The 13817-nt window shown below is 65.5% G+C and carries 14 protein-coding genes; 7 read left to right on the forward strand and 7 right to left on the reverse strand.

Going from position 1 to position 13817, the window contains the following annotated elements; genetic code table 11:
* The first annotated feature begins 73 nt into the window (after positions 1-73).
* Together ACEN9P_RS12525 and ACEN9P_RS12530 are read left to right on the forward strand one after the other, a co-directional pair.
* A complete protein-coding gene (locus ACEN9P_RS12525; protein ID WP_495619425.1) occupies positions 74-1582 on the forward strand; it encodes a hypothetical protein in 1509 nt (502 codons plus the stop codon).
* A gap of 40 nt (positions 1583-1622) precedes the next feature.
* Positions 1623-2246, forward strand: coding sequence for a LysE family translocator (locus ACEN9P_RS12530; RefSeq protein ID WP_477662071.1), 624 nt, complete (start codon positions 1623-1625; stop codon positions 2244-2246).
* A gap of 7 nt (positions 2247-2253) precedes the next feature.
* Here the strand turns inward: ACEN9P_RS12530 and cutA are convergent, their stop codons facing one another.
* Positions 2254-2643: a divalent-cation tolerance protein CutA gene (gene cutA / locus ACEN9P_RS12535; RefSeq protein ID WP_495619426.1), complete on the reverse strand. Its 390-nt coding sequence runs from the start codon at positions 2641-2643 to the stop codon at positions 2254-2256.
* Between the two features lie 169 nt (positions 2644-2812).
* Positions 2813-4330 (reverse strand): D-alanyl-D-alanine carboxypeptidase/D-alanyl-D-alanine endopeptidase, encoded by a 1518-nt coding sequence (gene dacB, locus ACEN9P_RS12540; RefSeq protein WP_477662069.1) that lies wholly within the window; start codon positions 4328-4330, stop codon positions 2813-2815.
* 112 nt (positions 4331-4442) lie between these two features.
* Here dacB and tsaB point away from each other — a divergent pair, with 112 nt between their 5' ends.
* The 3 genes from tsaB to ACEN9P_RS12555 are packed head-to-tail and all read left to right on the forward strand — an operon-like array spanning position 4443 to position 6438.
* Positions 4443-5192 (forward strand): tRNA (adenosine(37)-N6)-threonylcarbamoyltransferase complex dimerization subunit type 1 TsaB, encoded by a 750-nt coding sequence (gene tsaB, locus ACEN9P_RS12545; RefSeq protein ID WP_477662068.1) that lies wholly within the window; start codon positions 4443-4445, stop codon positions 5190-5192.
* Entirely contained in the window at positions 5189-5668 is a 480-nt protein-coding gene (rimI, locus tag ACEN9P_RS12550) for a ribosomal protein S18-alanine N-acetyltransferase (protein ID WP_495619427.1), read from the forward strand. Before tsaB ends, rimI begins: the two co-directional genes overlap by 4 nt.
* Positions 5665-6438: a uracil-DNA glycosylase family protein gene (locus ACEN9P_RS12555; protein WP_495619428.1), complete on the forward strand. Its 774-nt coding sequence runs from the start codon at positions 5665-5667 to the stop codon at positions 6436-6438. The genes rimI and ACEN9P_RS12555 overlap by 4 nt, the downstream gene beginning before the upstream one ends.
* A 6-nt stretch (positions 6439-6444) precedes the next feature.
* Here the strand turns inward: ACEN9P_RS12555 and ACEN9P_RS12560 are convergent, their stop codons facing one another.
* Entirely contained in the window at positions 6445-7335 is an 891-nt protein-coding gene (locus ACEN9P_RS12560) for a DMT family transporter (RefSeq protein WP_477662935.1), read from the reverse strand.
* 81 nt (positions 7336-7416) lie between these two features.
* Here ACEN9P_RS12560 and pyrF point away from each other — a divergent pair, with 81 nt between their 5' ends.
* Together pyrF and ACEN9P_RS12570 are read left to right on the forward strand one after the other, a co-directional pair.
* Positions 7417-8241 carry an orotidine-5'-phosphate decarboxylase gene (gene pyrF, locus ACEN9P_RS12565; RefSeq protein WP_477662934.1) on the forward strand — a complete coding sequence of 275 codons (825 nt, stop codon included), beginning with the start codon at positions 7417-7419 and terminating at the stop codon, positions 8239-8241.
* A 14-nt stretch (positions 8242-8255) separates the two neighbouring features.
* Positions 8256-8807, forward strand: a complete 552-nt coding sequence (locus tag ACEN9P_RS12570; RefSeq protein ID WP_495619429.1) for a hypothetical protein — start codon at positions 8256-8258, stop codon at positions 8805-8807.
* Between the two features lie 81 nt (positions 8808-8888).
* Here the strand turns inward: ACEN9P_RS12570 and ACEN9P_RS12575 are convergent, their stop codons facing one another.
* From ACEN9P_RS12575 to ACEN9P_RS12590, 4 genes are read right to left on the reverse strand one after another with little or no spacing between them, the layout of a single operon-like run.
* A complete protein-coding gene (locus ACEN9P_RS12575; RefSeq protein ID WP_495619430.1) occupies positions 8889-9710 on the reverse strand; it encodes an amidohydrolase family protein in 822 nt (273 codons plus the stop codon).
* Between the two features lie 47 nt (positions 9711-9757).
* Positions 9758-10765, reverse strand: a complete 1008-nt coding sequence (locus ACEN9P_RS12580; RefSeq protein WP_477662931.1) for an NAD(P)-dependent oxidoreductase — start codon at positions 10763-10765, stop codon at positions 9758-9760.
* A 32-nt stretch (positions 10766-10797) separates the two neighbouring features.
* The gene (locus ACEN9P_RS12585) at positions 10798-11847 is read right to left on the reverse strand and encodes a LacI family DNA-binding transcriptional regulator (protein WP_495619431.1); all 1050 of its coding nucleotides are present in this window, start codon (positions 11845-11847) and stop codon (positions 10798-10800) included.
* 33 nt (positions 11848-11880) lie between these two features.
* The gene (locus ACEN9P_RS12590) at positions 11881-13815 is read right to left on the reverse strand and encodes a TRAP transporter large permease (protein ID WP_495619432.1); all 1935 of its coding nucleotides are present in this window, start codon (positions 13813-13815) and stop codon (positions 11881-11883) included.
* Between the last annotated feature and the right edge of the window lie 2 nt (positions 13816-13817).

The raw sequence follows: 13817 nt of genomic DNA on the forward strand, positions 1-13817 counted from the left end.
ATCGGTCTTGCTCGAGCAACCATAGAAAGTCCGTGTCTTGAATCACCCAGTTTCGCAACCTTCTTTGAGCATCTTGACCGCGAGTGCCTCCCAAGCGGATCTGTGGCCAAAATTCTGGCGCATTACAGCCTTGCTGGCGATCTTCGCCGCGGTGGCCTTCATCAGCGTCGCGCCGCAGGTGTCCAATGACTTCTGGCTACAGGCAAAGGTGGGGGAGATCATTGCCCGGGATCACGTCATTCCGAAAACCATTTTGTTTCCCTTTACGGAAATACGCGATGCGCGTTTTAACGCGCATGAATGGTTGCCGTCGCTGATGTTCTACTGGCTGATCAATCTCATTGGCGAGGATGGGTTGCCCCTGGTCATGGGCGTTGCCGGGCTCGCGCTGTTTTTCCTCATGGCCTGGATTGCCTATCGACGCAGTGACAAAAACTTGCCGGTCGCCTTGCTATTGGGGTTTTTGGCTGTTGGAGTGGAAAACCAGCGCCATTTCCTGCGCCCTGAACTGGTTTCGCTATTCCTTCTTGGCTTTTATTGGCTCCTGCTGGAGGCGTGTCGCCGGAAGCCGCAGGTGCTGGCATGGATTGGCGCGTTGCTGGTGGTCGTTCTTTGGACCAATACCCATGGGTCCTTTATCTTTGCGCCGATTATCGCGGCGATCTATGCGGTGGGCCTGTGGGTGGACGGGCGCAGGGCGGTGGCCTTGGGGGATTTACGCCAGAAACAGCTTCCGAAAGCATTCGCAGTCTTCGCCATTGCCGCCCTGGTCGCGACCCTGGTCAACCCCGTCGGCCCGGAACTCCTGCGGTTTGTGGTGAATTTCGGCCACAGTGATACGAAGATGATGGTCAATGAATGGTTACCGACTTTTGCCGCAGGCTGGGAGGGGCTGCCCGGTGTATGGATTGGGGTTGGATGTGCTGTCGTTACCGGAGCGGTGATGTTGGTTCAATGGCGCAAGCTTAGTGCCGTGGATACGCTGATGTTCCTGATGTTCCTGATCCTGGCGCTCACGACCGTCCGGTTTCTCGTGTATGTGGGCATGGTCTCGGCATTTGTGCTTTCTGCACTGGTGCCCAGTGGGGATCAGGGCGCCAGGACACAGATTCGGGATTATGCGATTTGCACCGCCACGGCTGCCCTGGTGTTGGGCTTGGCCTCCCAATTCGGCAATGCCTTCGGCGCCTTTCCGCATAAGGCGTTGGGGATGATGAATCCCAGCTTCACCAGTTCCATGGTCAAGCAGTTGAATGCGCCCGACATGAGGGGCAACGTCATCAATTCCTATGACCTCGGGGCGGAACTGGTCTACCGGGCCTATCCGCGGCTTCGCCCCTCAATTGATTCACGCATCGACTCCTATGGAGCTGCCTATATGTTGCTGAACGCGCGCCTGTTTCGCGACGATGCGCTGCTCAGGGAATTCGTGAAAAATTACGATGTTCGCTATATGCTGCTCAACTGGCAGGATTTTCAGTCCCTTATAAAGCTGCCAAGCTGGGCCAGCGGGCGCTGGACCATCCGGGTCATGGATCAGCGAGCCATATTGCTGCAAAGAAGCGACCTGCCTGCGCCTTGACCCGGTATGCGCTCTGACAGACGGCCATTCCAGGACGACCATGCTCTCCATCCTCCTCACCATCTGGTTTCTCCACGTCGCGGCCATGATGAGTCCCGGCGCCAACGTGCTGCTGGTCTCGCAGCTCGCTGCCAGCGACCGTGCGCGCAGCGCGGTGTTCGCGGCCCTGGGTGTGACGGCGGGGGCGGCTATCTGGGCGCTCTGCGCGGTGCTGGGCGTCAATGCGGTCTTTCAGGTCTTTCCGGGGCTGCGCCTGGCGCTCCAGGTAGCCGGCGGCCTGTACCTGCTGTATGTGGCGAGCCGTCTCTGGCGCTCCGGCGGCGTGGCGCTGGGCAATAGCGGCCCCACGGTGTCTTCGCCGGCGGCTTTCCGGCTTGGCTTTTTGACCAACATCACCAACCCCAAGTCAGCGCTGTTTTTCGGCAGCGTTTTTGCCGCATCATTCCCGGCATCGCCCAGTCCGGCGCTGCAGGCAGCGGCGGTCGCCATGATCGTGGCCAATGCGCTGTGCTGGCATACCTTGCTGGCTTACCTGTTCTCGCGGGAGCGGGTGCGACTGGCCTATGCCCGCACGCGTGGGACGGCCGACCGTATCGCCTCGGTGGCTGTGGGCGCATTGGGCCTGGGGCTGTTGGCAGCCTCCTTGCGCGAGGCGCGGTCTTAAACGGTTTTTAAGGCAGCGCGAACTGCCTCTCGGGCTCAGGCTCGTCCGGCCCGCCCTGCGCTTCTTCATCGAGCCATTGCAAATAGGCCGCGGAACCCGCGGTGATCGGTATCTGCACAATCTCCGGTGTTTCGTAGCCGTGGTGCGCACTGATGAAGCGCTCCAGCGCCGCGTAGCGCGCCTGCGGCGTTTTGACCGACAGGCGAAACTCCGTTTCGTCGCAAAGCCTGCCCTGCCAGCGGTAAATGCTCTGGATGGGCTGGATCTGCACGCAGGCGGCCAATCGGGCTTCGACAATGGCTTGGGCCAGGCTTTGTGCTTCCTGCGCCGTGGCCGTTGTGGTCAGCACGAGGCAGTACGCCTTGTTACTGTTGGGGGAGGGGCTGGCTGCTTGCATGGTGAGGCTCCGGTTCAGCCTGCCGCGCCGGGCAGGCGGCTGCCCAAATTTCAGGCATTGTGGCGCAAGCCGCGCCGGATGGGGTTTTGGCCCTCAAGCCCCGGGGTCATCAACAGCTTTGTCCACACCCCCCAGGGATAACTTGCACGCTCCGGGGCCGAAAAATTCCCTAGCGGGCCGCTTCTTTCACGGTCCATTCCAGCAGCGCGTCCAGCGCCGGGCGCGCGGCGCCGGCGTTCGGGTGGTTGATGAGCCCCACCACGATATACCGCGTGCCGCTGTGGCCGTTGGCGTAACCCGCGATCGCGCTCACGTCGCGCAGCGAGCCGGTCTTCAGGAAGGCCAGCCCCGCCACGTTTTTGCCGCGCTCGCGCAGCGTGCCGTCCACACCCGCCACGGGCAGCGAATCGGCAAAGTCCGCGGCCAGCGGGCTTCTGGCGGCATGCAGCAGCAGGGCCGACAGGGCCGCCGCCGTCACGCGCTCCTGGCGGCTCAGGCCTGAGCCGTTGTCCATCAAGGGCGGCGCCGTGCCTGGCAGGTTTTTTTTCCACCAGGCGGCCAGCGCCGCATGCGCCGAATCGAGCGTGCCGCTTTTGGGCTGGCCCAGGCCGGCATGCAGGCCCAGCGTCAAAAAGACGTGTTGGGCCATCACGTTGTTCGAATATTTGTTGATGTCGCGCACCACTTCCAGCAGCGGCGGCGACTGGTGCTCAAACCGTATCGAGGCTTTTTCGCCCGAGAGCGTGCCGGTGCTGCGCAGCATGGCCAGTTCCTGCGGCGTGGCGTCGCGCGCGGTGCCGGTCAGCAGCCCGCCCAGCTGGCGCCATGAGCCCTCGATGGCGCGCGCGGCAAAGCTGGCCGGGTCGGCATAGGCGCTGGGCCAGACTTTTTCGCCGCAGGCCGATGAATAGGTGCCGAGGAATTCGATGTTGAGCGGGTTTTCGACGCTGGCGCGCAACTCGCTGCGCCAGTCGCCGCAGCGCGCCACGCGCACCAGGGGCACGCTGGCGCCCACCTGCACGCCCGCCAGCGGCGGCTCGTAGCGCACCAGCGCGCGGCCGCTGGGCAGGTCCGGCGTGAACGTCATCACGATGGACTTGAAGTTGATGAGCAGCGCGTCGGGCCGCGCGTTGTAGGGCCGCAGCGGCTCGCCGTCGAATTCGCCCGGGTCGGTGGCGGGCACGCTGAAGGCGCTGCGGTCCAGCACGATGTCGCCGCGAACCACCCGCGCGCCGCCGGCCTGCACCTGGGCCAGCAGGGCCTGCAGGCGCTCCACGACGAGTTTGGGGTCTCCTCCGCCCTGCACCACCAGGTTGCCGCTCAGCAGGCCGCCCGAGGTGCTGCCGTCCAATATCACCCGGGTCTTCCAGGTGAAATCGCGCCCCAGCGCGTCCAGCGCCGAGTAGGTGGTGACCAGCTTCATGACCGAAGCCGGGTTCATCGGCGTGTCTATGCGCCAGCTCAGGCGCGGCACCGGCTTGCCGCTGGCCGCTTCGACCACCAGCATGGACACCGCGTCGCGCGGCACCTTGGCGCGCGCCAGGGCTTTTTCGATCGGGGCGGGCAGGCGCGGGGCTTGCGCCAGGGCGGTACGGGGAATGCAGGGCAGGGCGGCGATCAGCGCGGCGGCCAGCAGGCCCCGCGCGAGGGCATGCGGCGCGCGCGGGCGCGGCGGGTCTTGGGTCATGCGGGGATTATCGCGGCAGCGCGCCGGCCATTGGCGGGGATAATCGAGGTGCACCTGCCCGCCAGCCCCTTTAATCAAGCGCTGCCGGCCCTCGATACACCCGACCGACCGCATGCCTCCATTCCTCAAATTCCTCGCCTTTGACACCAGCACCGACCGCATGTCGGTGGCCGTGACCGACGGCGCGCGGACCTGGCAGCACAGCGGACCGGGCGGCGCGCAGGCCTCGACCACGCTGATCCCGGCCGTCCTCGCGTTGCTGGCCGAAGCCGGGCTGGCGCTGGGCGAGCTGGACGCCATCGCCTTCGGGCGCGGCCCGGGCTCGTTTACCGGCCTGCGCACCGCCTGCGCCGTGGCCCAGGGCCTGGCCTTGGGCGCCAGGAACGGCGCCGGCATGCCGGTACTGCCCATAGACACGCTGATGGCGGTGGCCGAGGAAGCGCGCTCGCAGCAGGCCGGCGCCAAGCCGTCCACCATCACGGCGCTGCTCGACGCGCGCATGGACGAGATGTATGTGCAAAGCTTTGAATTCAGCGATGGCCAGTGCCGCGCGCTGGGCGAATGCGAGCTGCTGCGGCCCGAGGACTTTGTGCCCGATGCGGCGGCCGGGCTGCTGGCCGGCAATGTGTTTGCCGTCTACGCCGGGCGCCTGCCGGCCGCCATGCCCGCGCAGGCCGAGGCCCTGCCCACGGCCGCTGCCTTGCTGCGTCTGGCGCCCATGCTGGCCGCCGCCGGGCACTGCGTGAGCGCAGAGCTTGCCCTGCCGCTTTACGTTCGCGATAAAGTAGCGCTCACCACCGAGGAGCGCGAGCAGGTCAAGGCCGCCAAGCTCCTCGCTGAGGCCCCGCCCCTTTCACCATGAACGCCATCCTCAAACCCCTGGAAGCCCAGTTCGAAGCCATGACGCCCGCCTGGCTGGACGCGGTGCTGCGGGTGGAGCAAAGCGCCTACAGCCAGCCCTGGACCCAGGGCAACTTCCTCGATTCGCTCAATGCCGGCTACCAGGCGCAGCTGCTGACCGCCGGCAACGCCCCCGACGCCCGGCTGCTGGGCTACTTCGTGGCCATGAAGGGCGTGGACGAGGTGCACCTGCTCAACATCACTGTCGCACCTGAACACCAGCGCCAGGGCTGGGCCCGCATCATGCTCGACGGCTTGGCCATCTGGTCGCGCGCCCAGGGCGCGCAGTGGCTGTGGCTGGAAGTGCGTGTGAGCAATGCGCGCGCCAAGGCGGTGTACGAGAGCTACGGCTTTCGCCATGTCGGCACGCGCCGCAATTACTACCCGGCCGGCGCCTCCGCGCGCGAAGATGCCGTGGTCATGAGCCTGGCCCTATGAGCCTGGACCTCGACAAACGGCACCGCGCCATGCTGCGCGAGATGGGTGTGCGCGTGTGGCTGCCGCAGGCGGCGCCCGCGGCTGAAGCGGTGATGGACGCGGCTGTTGCCCGCGCCGGCGCAGTGGCAAGCCCCGCGGCAGCCCTGCCGCAAGCCACGCCGGCGGCGGCCCCCGTGGCGCGCGAAGCGCCGCCGCCGCTGCGCACCCCGCCCCCTCGCGCGCCGGTGGCCGCGCCGACCGCCGAAGCGCGTGAAGCCGCCGCACCCAATATCTCAGGCGCCTGGAGCATGGGCGCGGCCCAGGCTTTGTATGCCGAGGCCGCCCATGACCAGGGTGCGCGCTGGCTGGTGCTGGCCGAAACACCGGTGGCCGCGCTGCAACGCGAACCCTTCAACCCTTTCGAGGGCGATGCCGGCAAGCTGCTCGACAACATGCTGCGCGCCGCCCGCCTGCACAAGGCCGGCGTGGTGCTTCTCGCGCCGCTGGTGCGCGGCGCGGCGGCCGGTGTGGGTGCTGCCCTGCCCGAGGCGCTGCCGGCCCTGCTGGCCAGCGCGCAGCCCGACATCGTGCTGGTCATGGGCCGCTTGGCCGCGCAGGCCTTGCTGCAATCGAGTGAGCCCTTCGGCAGGTTGCGCGGCCAGGTGCACGCCCTGCACGGCGCACAGGCGGTGGTGACTTATGACGCCACCTATTTGCTGCGCAACCCCTCTGACAAGGCCAAGGCCTGGGATGACCTGTGCCTGGCCATGAGCTTGGTACTGTCCGGCTGATTTTTGTCAGGTTTTGGTGCTGCCGTCCCGGCTGGGCGCCAGCACCGAGGCGATCGCCGCCACCATCAGCAGCACCGCGGCCCAGTCCTGCCAGTGCAGCACCTCGCCCAGGCCCAGCGCGCCTGAAAACACCCCCAGGATGGGAATCATCATCACGCTCAGCGTCGAGGCCACGGGCGGCAGTGCGCGCGCCAGCGTGAACCAGGCCGCGTGGGCAAAACCGAAGATCAGCACCGCGTTGTAGACAATCGCCGCCCAGGCCGTGGGCGAAGGCGCTTTCCACTGCGGCAGCTCGAACGCCATGCCCAGCCCGCTCATCACCACGGCCGTCATGACCGTCATCCAGAACGAGATCGTCAAGGTTGCGGCCTCAATCGTGGTCTTGCGCAGCAGCTGCGTGCCCAGCGCCCACACGGCGGCCGCCACCAGCGCGCACAGCACGCCCAGCGGCCGGCCCGTCAGGTTGGTCAGCTCATACCAGAGCAGCAGGGCCACGCCCAGCGCCGCGGCGGCCACGCCCAGCCAGTTGCGCGGTTTGAGCTTGGCGCCGAAAAACCAGGCGCCCAGCAGCGCCGAAAAAATCGGCATGGTGTAACCCAGGATGGCGGCGCGCCCGCTGCTCAGGTTTTTCACCGCCAGGATGATGAGCGCATGCCAGACAAACATGTTCGCCGCCGCCAGCCAGAACAACTCGCGCCATTTGTCGCGCGGCACCAAAAACGGCACCTTGAGCAGCACCATGGCCAGGCCCAGCACCGGAATGCCCAGCCAGATCGAGATCGCGCGAAAGGTCAGCGGCGGGTAGTCCGCGACGCCCATCTTCATCACCGGCCAGTTCAGGCCCCAGACCAGGGTGAGCAGGACCAGGAGGACGAGTTGGCGTTGGGAGAGTTGCATGCAGGGTGGTCTGATGGTTTGCGCGATTGTCCCGTTTTGAGGCAAAACCTGCTGAAGAGCCACCTTCTTACAATATGGGGTATGACTTTCCTCGACATGCTGGGCGCCGCAGAACGCCAAAACAACTCCATGCTCTGCGTCGGCCTGGACCCGGAGCCGACCAAATTCCCCGGCAAGCTCAAGGGCGACGCCAACAAGATTTACGATTTCTGCGCCGCGATCGTCGACGCCACCGCCGACCTGGTAATTTCCTTCAAGCCGCAAATCGCCTACTTCGCGGCCCACCGCGCCGAAGGCCAGCTCGAACGCCTGATGGAGCACATGCGCCGCGTCGCACCCCAGGTGCCCATCATCCTGGATGCCAAACGCGGCGACATAGGCTCCACCGCCGAGCAGTACGCCAAGGAAGCGTTTGAGCGCTACGGCGCCGATGCGGTGACGCTTTCCCCCTTCATGGGTTTTGACTCGGTCGCGCCTTATCTGAAATACCAAGGCAAGGGCGCATTTTTGCTGTGCCGCACCTCCAACCCGGGTGGCGATGATTTGCAGAACCAGCGCTTTGCCTCCATTGAGGGCCAGCCGCTGCTGTATGAGCACGTGGCGCGCCTGGCGCAAGGGCCGTGGAACCTGAACGGCCAGCTCGGCCTGGTGGTGGGGGCGACTTACCCGGCGGAGATTGAGCGTGTGCGCGCTGTTGCGCCCACCTTGCCCTTGTTGATTCCCGGCGTAGGTGCGCAGGGGGGGGACGCCGTGGCCACGGTGCGTGCAGGCTGGAAACCCGGCGCTCCCATCATCGTCAACTCGTCACGCGCGATTATTTATGCGTCGTCCAATGACGATTTCGCTGAAGCCGCGCGGCGTGAGGCCTTGAAGACGCGCGACATGCTGCAGGCCGCACGCGGCTAGCGCGCTGATAGAGCATGGAAGATCCCCATCAGAACAAGCCTTTCTGGGATCCTTCCTACGCCAAACCTATCGCCTATACCTGTCTGCTGGCGCTGGCGGTGTTTGTTGGCCTCACCGTGGCCGTGAAATCCATTGCGCTTCCTGCGGAGACGAAGTTACAACGCGGTTGGCAGGTTTCAGGCAAATACATCGATGAGAGTTCCAAGCGCGCCCGGGTAAGCAGAATCGGGGAAGCGTATGTGATTTGCTCTGCCTCTGCTTATGGTTCAAGAGGGGGCTGCGACCCTGCCTACAAGGGGAAAGAGGTCGTCGCCGAAATTGTGAGCATACCTAGTTTCTATGGCGACGTGCTTGTCGTTGCCGAGATTCGCGAGGGTTACCGAACGATCTATTCAGTGTCGGATGCCGAGCTATTGAAGCGATGGGAGGAGCATTCTTCTTTCCTCACGAGAATCACGGCATTTTTTCTCATAGGCATCGCCGGAGCGTTCTTCTCGGTACTTGCCGAGCCCAAAGCACCTGGCAAAGCTCCAGGGTCCGGCAAGACCGGGGCAAGCACCCGTTAATCTGCCTATACGCCTGGTTGCTATTAAGCCAGGAGCAATGGTCTTCGCAGTCATTAGGCTAGAGCTATAAAACCCTGAAACTCACCGAAACCCGTACAGTCCCGCCGGGTTGTCGACAAGAACCTTCCGCCGGACAGCATCCGACGGCACCCAGGAAAACAGCAAGTCATAGAGGTCGACCTCGGAAGGCGGCGGATTGCGCCCCGGATGCGGCCAGTTGCTGGCCCACAGACAACGTTCTGGAAATTTTTCGGCCAGCGTGCGCGCGATCAGGCTCACATCGTCATAGCCGGGTGCGCCGATCTTCGAGGTCTCATACGGCGCCGACAGCTTGATCCACACATTGCCCGTGTCCAGTACACGCAGCAGCGACTGGAAGGCGGGATGCTCGGGCTTGACGGGTTCGAGGAACTTGCCGTTGTGGTCTATCACCAGCTTGCAGGGCAGGCGCTTGAGCATTTCTTCATGCTCAGGGAAATTGCGCCCGTCGAGTTGCAGGTTGACCATCCAGTCCATGGCGGCCAGGCGCGCCGCCATGGGCTCGAGCGAACTCCATTCCAGCACCGGGTTGATCATCATGTAGCGCACGCCGCAGATGCCGCCGTCGTGCAGGCGCCGCAGTTCGGCATCCGTCACCTCGGGTGCCACCAGCGCGATGCCGCGGCCGCCCTCGCCGAGCTGCGCCACGGCGTCCAGCGTGCAGCTGTTGTCAAAGCCGTAGGCCGAGGGCTGGACGATGACGGCGCGGCTCAGGCCCAGGGCCTTTTGCACTTCGCGGTAAGTGGCCACCGGCAAATGCGGCGGCACCCAGGCCACGTTGGGCACCATGGGGTATTTGTCTTCGTAGATATGTACGTGGCAGTCGCAGGCGCCGGTATAGGTTTTGTTCTGGGTGGCTTGCATGATGAAAGGAAGGGCTTTCGCAAAAAGAGGGGAAGTAAGGACGGTACTCAGGCCGGCTGCGGCGCCTGGGTTGCCTGCTGCCATCGGTGGGCCTGCGCCGCGTTCACCGCGCCCTGCGGCGCGCGCCCTTGCAGCAGTTCAGCCACCTGGGCCACGGTTTCCATGGCCTGGTGCTCCACCGCGGGCGGCGTGAGGCCGCCTATATGGGGCGAGGCGATCACGCGCGGGTGCGCGGCCACGCGCGGCGAGGGCATCTGGTCGGGCGCGCGGCCCACGTCGACGGCGCAGCCGGCAATCGTGCCGGCGTCCAGCGCGGCGATCAGCGCGTCATCATCGACCAGGTTGCCGCGCGAGGCGTTGATGAAAAACGCGCCGGGCTTCATGGCCGCGAAGGTGGCGGCGTTCATCAAATTCTCGGTGGCTTCCGTCGCGGCGGCCAGGCAGACCACGTAGTCGGAACGCTGCAGCAAGGGCAGCAGCTCGACCTGTTCAAGCTCCTTGCGGCCGGTCGGCGTATAGGGGTCGTGCACCACGATGCGCATGCCCAGCGCCAGCGCCACGTCGCAGAGGTAGCGGCTGATCTGCCCGTAACCGATCACGCCCAGCGTGGCGCCGCGCAGCTCGCGGCCCATGGCGGGCAGCACGGGCCGGCCCGCGTGGTAGTCGGCCGCGGCCCTGCTGATGTGGCGGCTCAAATCAATCATCACGCCGACAATCCATTCGCTGACCGAGGGGATAAAACCCGCGCTGGCCTGGGTGACCAGCACGCCGTGGCGGCTGGCGGCCGGCACGTCGATGTTGCGGATGTCGATGGCGCAGCGTACAAAGGCCAGCAGGCGCGGCAGGCCGGCGAACAGCGCCTCGTCGCCCACCGTCTGGCGGTAGGAAATGATGACCTCGCTGCCGGCGGCCAGCGCGGCCAGTTCGCTGGAGGAAAGGTCGGTGTCGCCCGGGTTGAAGCGCACCTCGGCGAAGGCCCGCAGCGCGGCGATCGCGCGGTCGCCGAAGTAGTGCCCGAGCTTGCTTTGGGGGTGGCTGACAAAAACCGTTGCCATTCAAAAACCTTGTGTTCAGTTCGTACCAAAAATCAGCGCCCGCGGGCCTGGTATCTCACGGCGGAATCGCGCGCCACCAGCGTGGGCTGGAAGATGTATTCCCGGGTCTCTATGGAAGGGTCGGCCAGCCGGCTCATCACGCGTTCGACCATGACCTGCGCCATCTCGGGCACCGGCAGGCGCACGCTGGTCATGGCCGGGTGCATCAGGGTGGAGAGGAACACGTTGTCGATGCCGATCACCGACACGTCTTCGGGCACGGCCAGGCCCGCGTCGCGAAAACCCGCCATCAGGCCGAAAGCCATCAGGTCGTTGACGCCTATCACGCCGGTGGGCCGCTCGGGCCCTTGGGCCAGCAGGCCGGCCTGGGCGCGGCCGACTTCGCTCATCATGGAGTCCCCGTACTCGTCGACCGGCGTGCCTTCGACGACGCGGGCGCTGCCTTCCAGCCCCGCGCTTTTGGCGGCTGCCATAAAGCCGGCGATTTTTTCGTTACGGCTCATGGTGCGGCCGGCCGGCGTGACAAACGCCAGGCGGTGGTGGCCCAGGTCTATCAGGTGCTGCGTGGCGATGCGCGCCGACTCGAAGCTGTCCACCGTGACGTGGTCGACGATGGAGCGCCTGTTCGGCGTGGCGCGCCTGTCGTAGCTCACCATCACCATGCCGCGTTCGGCCGCGGCCTCCACGTGCTGCTCGTCGATCAGCGAGGAGATGATGATCACGCCGCGCACGCCGTGGGCCAGCAGGTCGTCGAAGAAGCGCGTCTCCTTGTCCCTGTCGCGGTAGGTGTTGCCTATCATGATGCGAAAGCCGTAGCGCTCCTGCGCCAGGGTTTCGATCTCGCGCGCGATGAAGCCGTACATGGGGTTGGCCATGGACGGCACCAAGAGGCCTATCAGCGGCGTGTAGCCGGTCTTGAGCTGGCGCGCCGTGGAGTTGGGCCGGTACTTGAGCTCGGCGATCGCGGCTTCCACGCGTGCCAGCGTCTCGGCGGCCATGCGGTTGGCACGGCCGTTGAGCACGTTGGACACGGTACTGGTGGAAACCCCGGCCAGGCTGGCGACATCTCGGATCTTGCTCACGGCGTTTGTCTTTTCATCAAGGTTTGAAGGCGGTCACAGCCCCATGCGGGTCGGGAGCCACAGCGAAAATTGCGGCACCAGCACCAGCAGGATAAGCGTGACGAACAGCACCGCCAGGTATTTCATCATGGGCCGGGCCACGTCCTTGACGTGCGTGCCGGTGATGGCGCAGGTGGCGAACAAGCCCAACCCGACCGGCGGCGCGAACAAGCCCAATCCCATGGCAATCACCATGACGGTCCCAAAATGTAATGGATTGACGCCCAGCTGGGAGGCAATCGGCGTCAGCAGGGGGCCGAAAATGATCAGCGCGGGCGCGCCCTCCAGCACGGCGCCGAAGACGATCATGATGAGCACCGAAAGAATCACGAACATGGTGCTGCCGTAGGCATGCGCAAAACCGATCATGAAAGTCGACAGGTATTGCGGGATCTGCTGTATGGTCAGCGCAAACGACACGCTGGACGCTGCCGCCACGATAAAGAGGATGCCGCCGGCCATGGAGGCCGAGCGCACAAAGAGCTGCGCCACCGACCTCACCGTGAGCTCGCGAAACGCCATCCAGCCCACCACCAGCGCATAGACCACGGCAAAGGCCGAGACCTCGGTGGAGGTCGCCACGCCCGAGGTCACGCCCTTGCCGATCATGGCCACCATGATGAGCGCCACCATGGCGCCGCCCAGCAGGCGCAGCATCGGCGTGCGCACGTCAAAGGCCTCGTCGGGGTTGATGCGCGTGCCCACGTAAACCGTCACCGCCGCCAGCGACAGCGCCAGCACGGCCGCCGGCACCAGCCCGGCCATGAAGAGGCCGGCAATCGAGATGTTGGCGACAAAGCCCATGATGATCATGTTGATGCAGGGCGGGATGGTCTCAGCCATCACGGCGGTGCAAGCCAAGAGGCCCGCGGTCTCGTTCGGGTCCTGTTTGGTCTTGCGCACGGCCGGCATGATGATGCCGCCCACTGCCGCGATGTCGGCCAGCTTGGAGCCCGACACGCCCGAGAAGAAGGCGGTCGCCGTGATGGTGATCAGCCCCAGCCCGCCGCGCACCCGGCCGAACATGCGCAGCAGCAGTTCAATGAGGCGGGACGACATGCCGTTGGACTCCATCAGCAGCCCGGCCAGCACAAAAAAGGGAATCGCCAGCAGCACATAGTGGTCGGTGCCCGCCATCACCTGCTGCGAATACACCAGCATGGGCAGGGACGGGTCGGCCATGAAGAACACCAGGGAGGACAGGCCCAGCACAAAGGCAATCGGCACGCCCAGCAGCAGCCCGCCCAGGAAGCCGGCGGTCAGCAGCATCCAGGGTTTGACGGCCAGGCCGGGCAGCAGCATGTTCCAGCCCACCACCGCCGCCACCATGGCGATGCCGATTCCCAGCGTGGACCAGACCACGCGCGAAGGCCCGTTGACCGCGTTGGCGATGCCGAACAGGGTCATGAACAGGCTGCCGATCACGACGGGGAAGGTGTAGATCCATTGGGGCAGGCCTATGGGCGTGGTACTGGACCAGGAGTCCACCAGCAGGCCGACCGACGAGACGAAGAGGCTGGCCGAAACCCCCACGATGATCCAGCTCGCGAACTGGACCAGCGCCGGCTGCCAGCGCGCGGGCAACAGGCCGCGGAAGATGTCCACGCCCACATGCTGGCTGCGCGCCAGGACGGTTGCCGCGCCGAAAAACACCAGCACGATCATCAGCGCGCGCGCCACTTCCTCGGCCCAGTCAAAGGGCTCGTGCAGGAAGTAACGAAACACCACCGAGGCAAACACCACCAGCACGTCGACGGCCAGCACCGCGCCCGCGACGTACTCGGTCATGCGCATCAGCCAGGCCAGCCAGCGGCCCGGCGAATGGCCGACGCTGAAGCCGGGCGCCGAGGCCTGCGCCGGGTTGTGGGACGGGGCTGGGGGGCTGGCGGCCGCGGTACCGGGCAGGGCCGCCGACAGGCTGGCTTCCATGC

The sequence above is a fragment of the Polaromonas sp. Polasp52 genome (genome assembly GCF_059491565.1).

Excerpts from the sequence above, each read along its gene's own strand:
- ACEN9P_RS12580 (WP_477662931.1), bottom strand. The coding sequence starts at position 10,765 with ATGGCAACGGTTTTTGTCAGCCACCCCCAAAGCAAGCTCGGGCACTAC.
- tsaB (WP_477662068.1), top strand. The coding sequence starts at position 4,443 with ATGCCTCCATTCCTCAAATTCCTCGCCTTTGACACCAGCACCGACCGC.
- rimI (WP_495619427.1), top strand. The coding sequence starts at position 5,189 with ATGAACGCCATCCTCAAACCCCTGGAAGCCCAGTTCGAAGCCATGACG.
- ACEN9P_RS12590 (WP_495619432.1), bottom strand. The coding sequence starts at position 13,815 with ATGGAAGCCAGCCTGTCGGCGGCCCTGCCCGGTACCGCGGCCGCCAGC.
- ACEN9P_RS12570 (WP_495619429.1), top strand. The coding sequence starts at position 8,256 with ATGGAAGATCCCCATCAGAACAAGCCTTTCTGGGATCCTTCCTACGCC.
- ACEN9P_RS12560 (WP_477662935.1), bottom strand. The coding sequence starts at position 7,335 with ATGCAACTCTCCCAACGCCAACTCGTCCTCCTGGTCCTGCTCACCCTG.
- cutA (WP_495619426.1), bottom strand. The coding sequence starts at position 2,643 with ATGCAAGCAGCCAGCCCCTCCCCCAACAGTAACAAGGCGTACTGCCTC.
- ACEN9P_RS12575 (WP_495619430.1), bottom strand. The coding sequence starts at position 9,710 with ATGCAAGCCACCCAGAACAAAACCTATACCGGCGCCTGCGACTGCCAC.
- dacB (WP_477662069.1), bottom strand. The coding sequence starts at position 4,330 with ATGACCCAAGACCCGCCGCGCCCGCGCGCGCCGCATGCCCTCGCGCGG.
- pyrF (WP_477662934.1), top strand. The coding sequence starts at position 7,417 with ATGACTTTCCTCGACATGCTGGGCGCCGCAGAACGCCAAAACAACTCC.
- ACEN9P_RS12555 (WP_495619428.1), top strand. The coding sequence starts at position 5,665 with ATGAGCCTGGACCTCGACAAACGGCACCGCGCCATGCTGCGCGAGATG.
- ACEN9P_RS12530 (WP_477662071.1), top strand. The coding sequence starts at position 1,623 with ATGCTCTCCATCCTCCTCACCATCTGGTTTCTCCACGTCGCGGCCATG.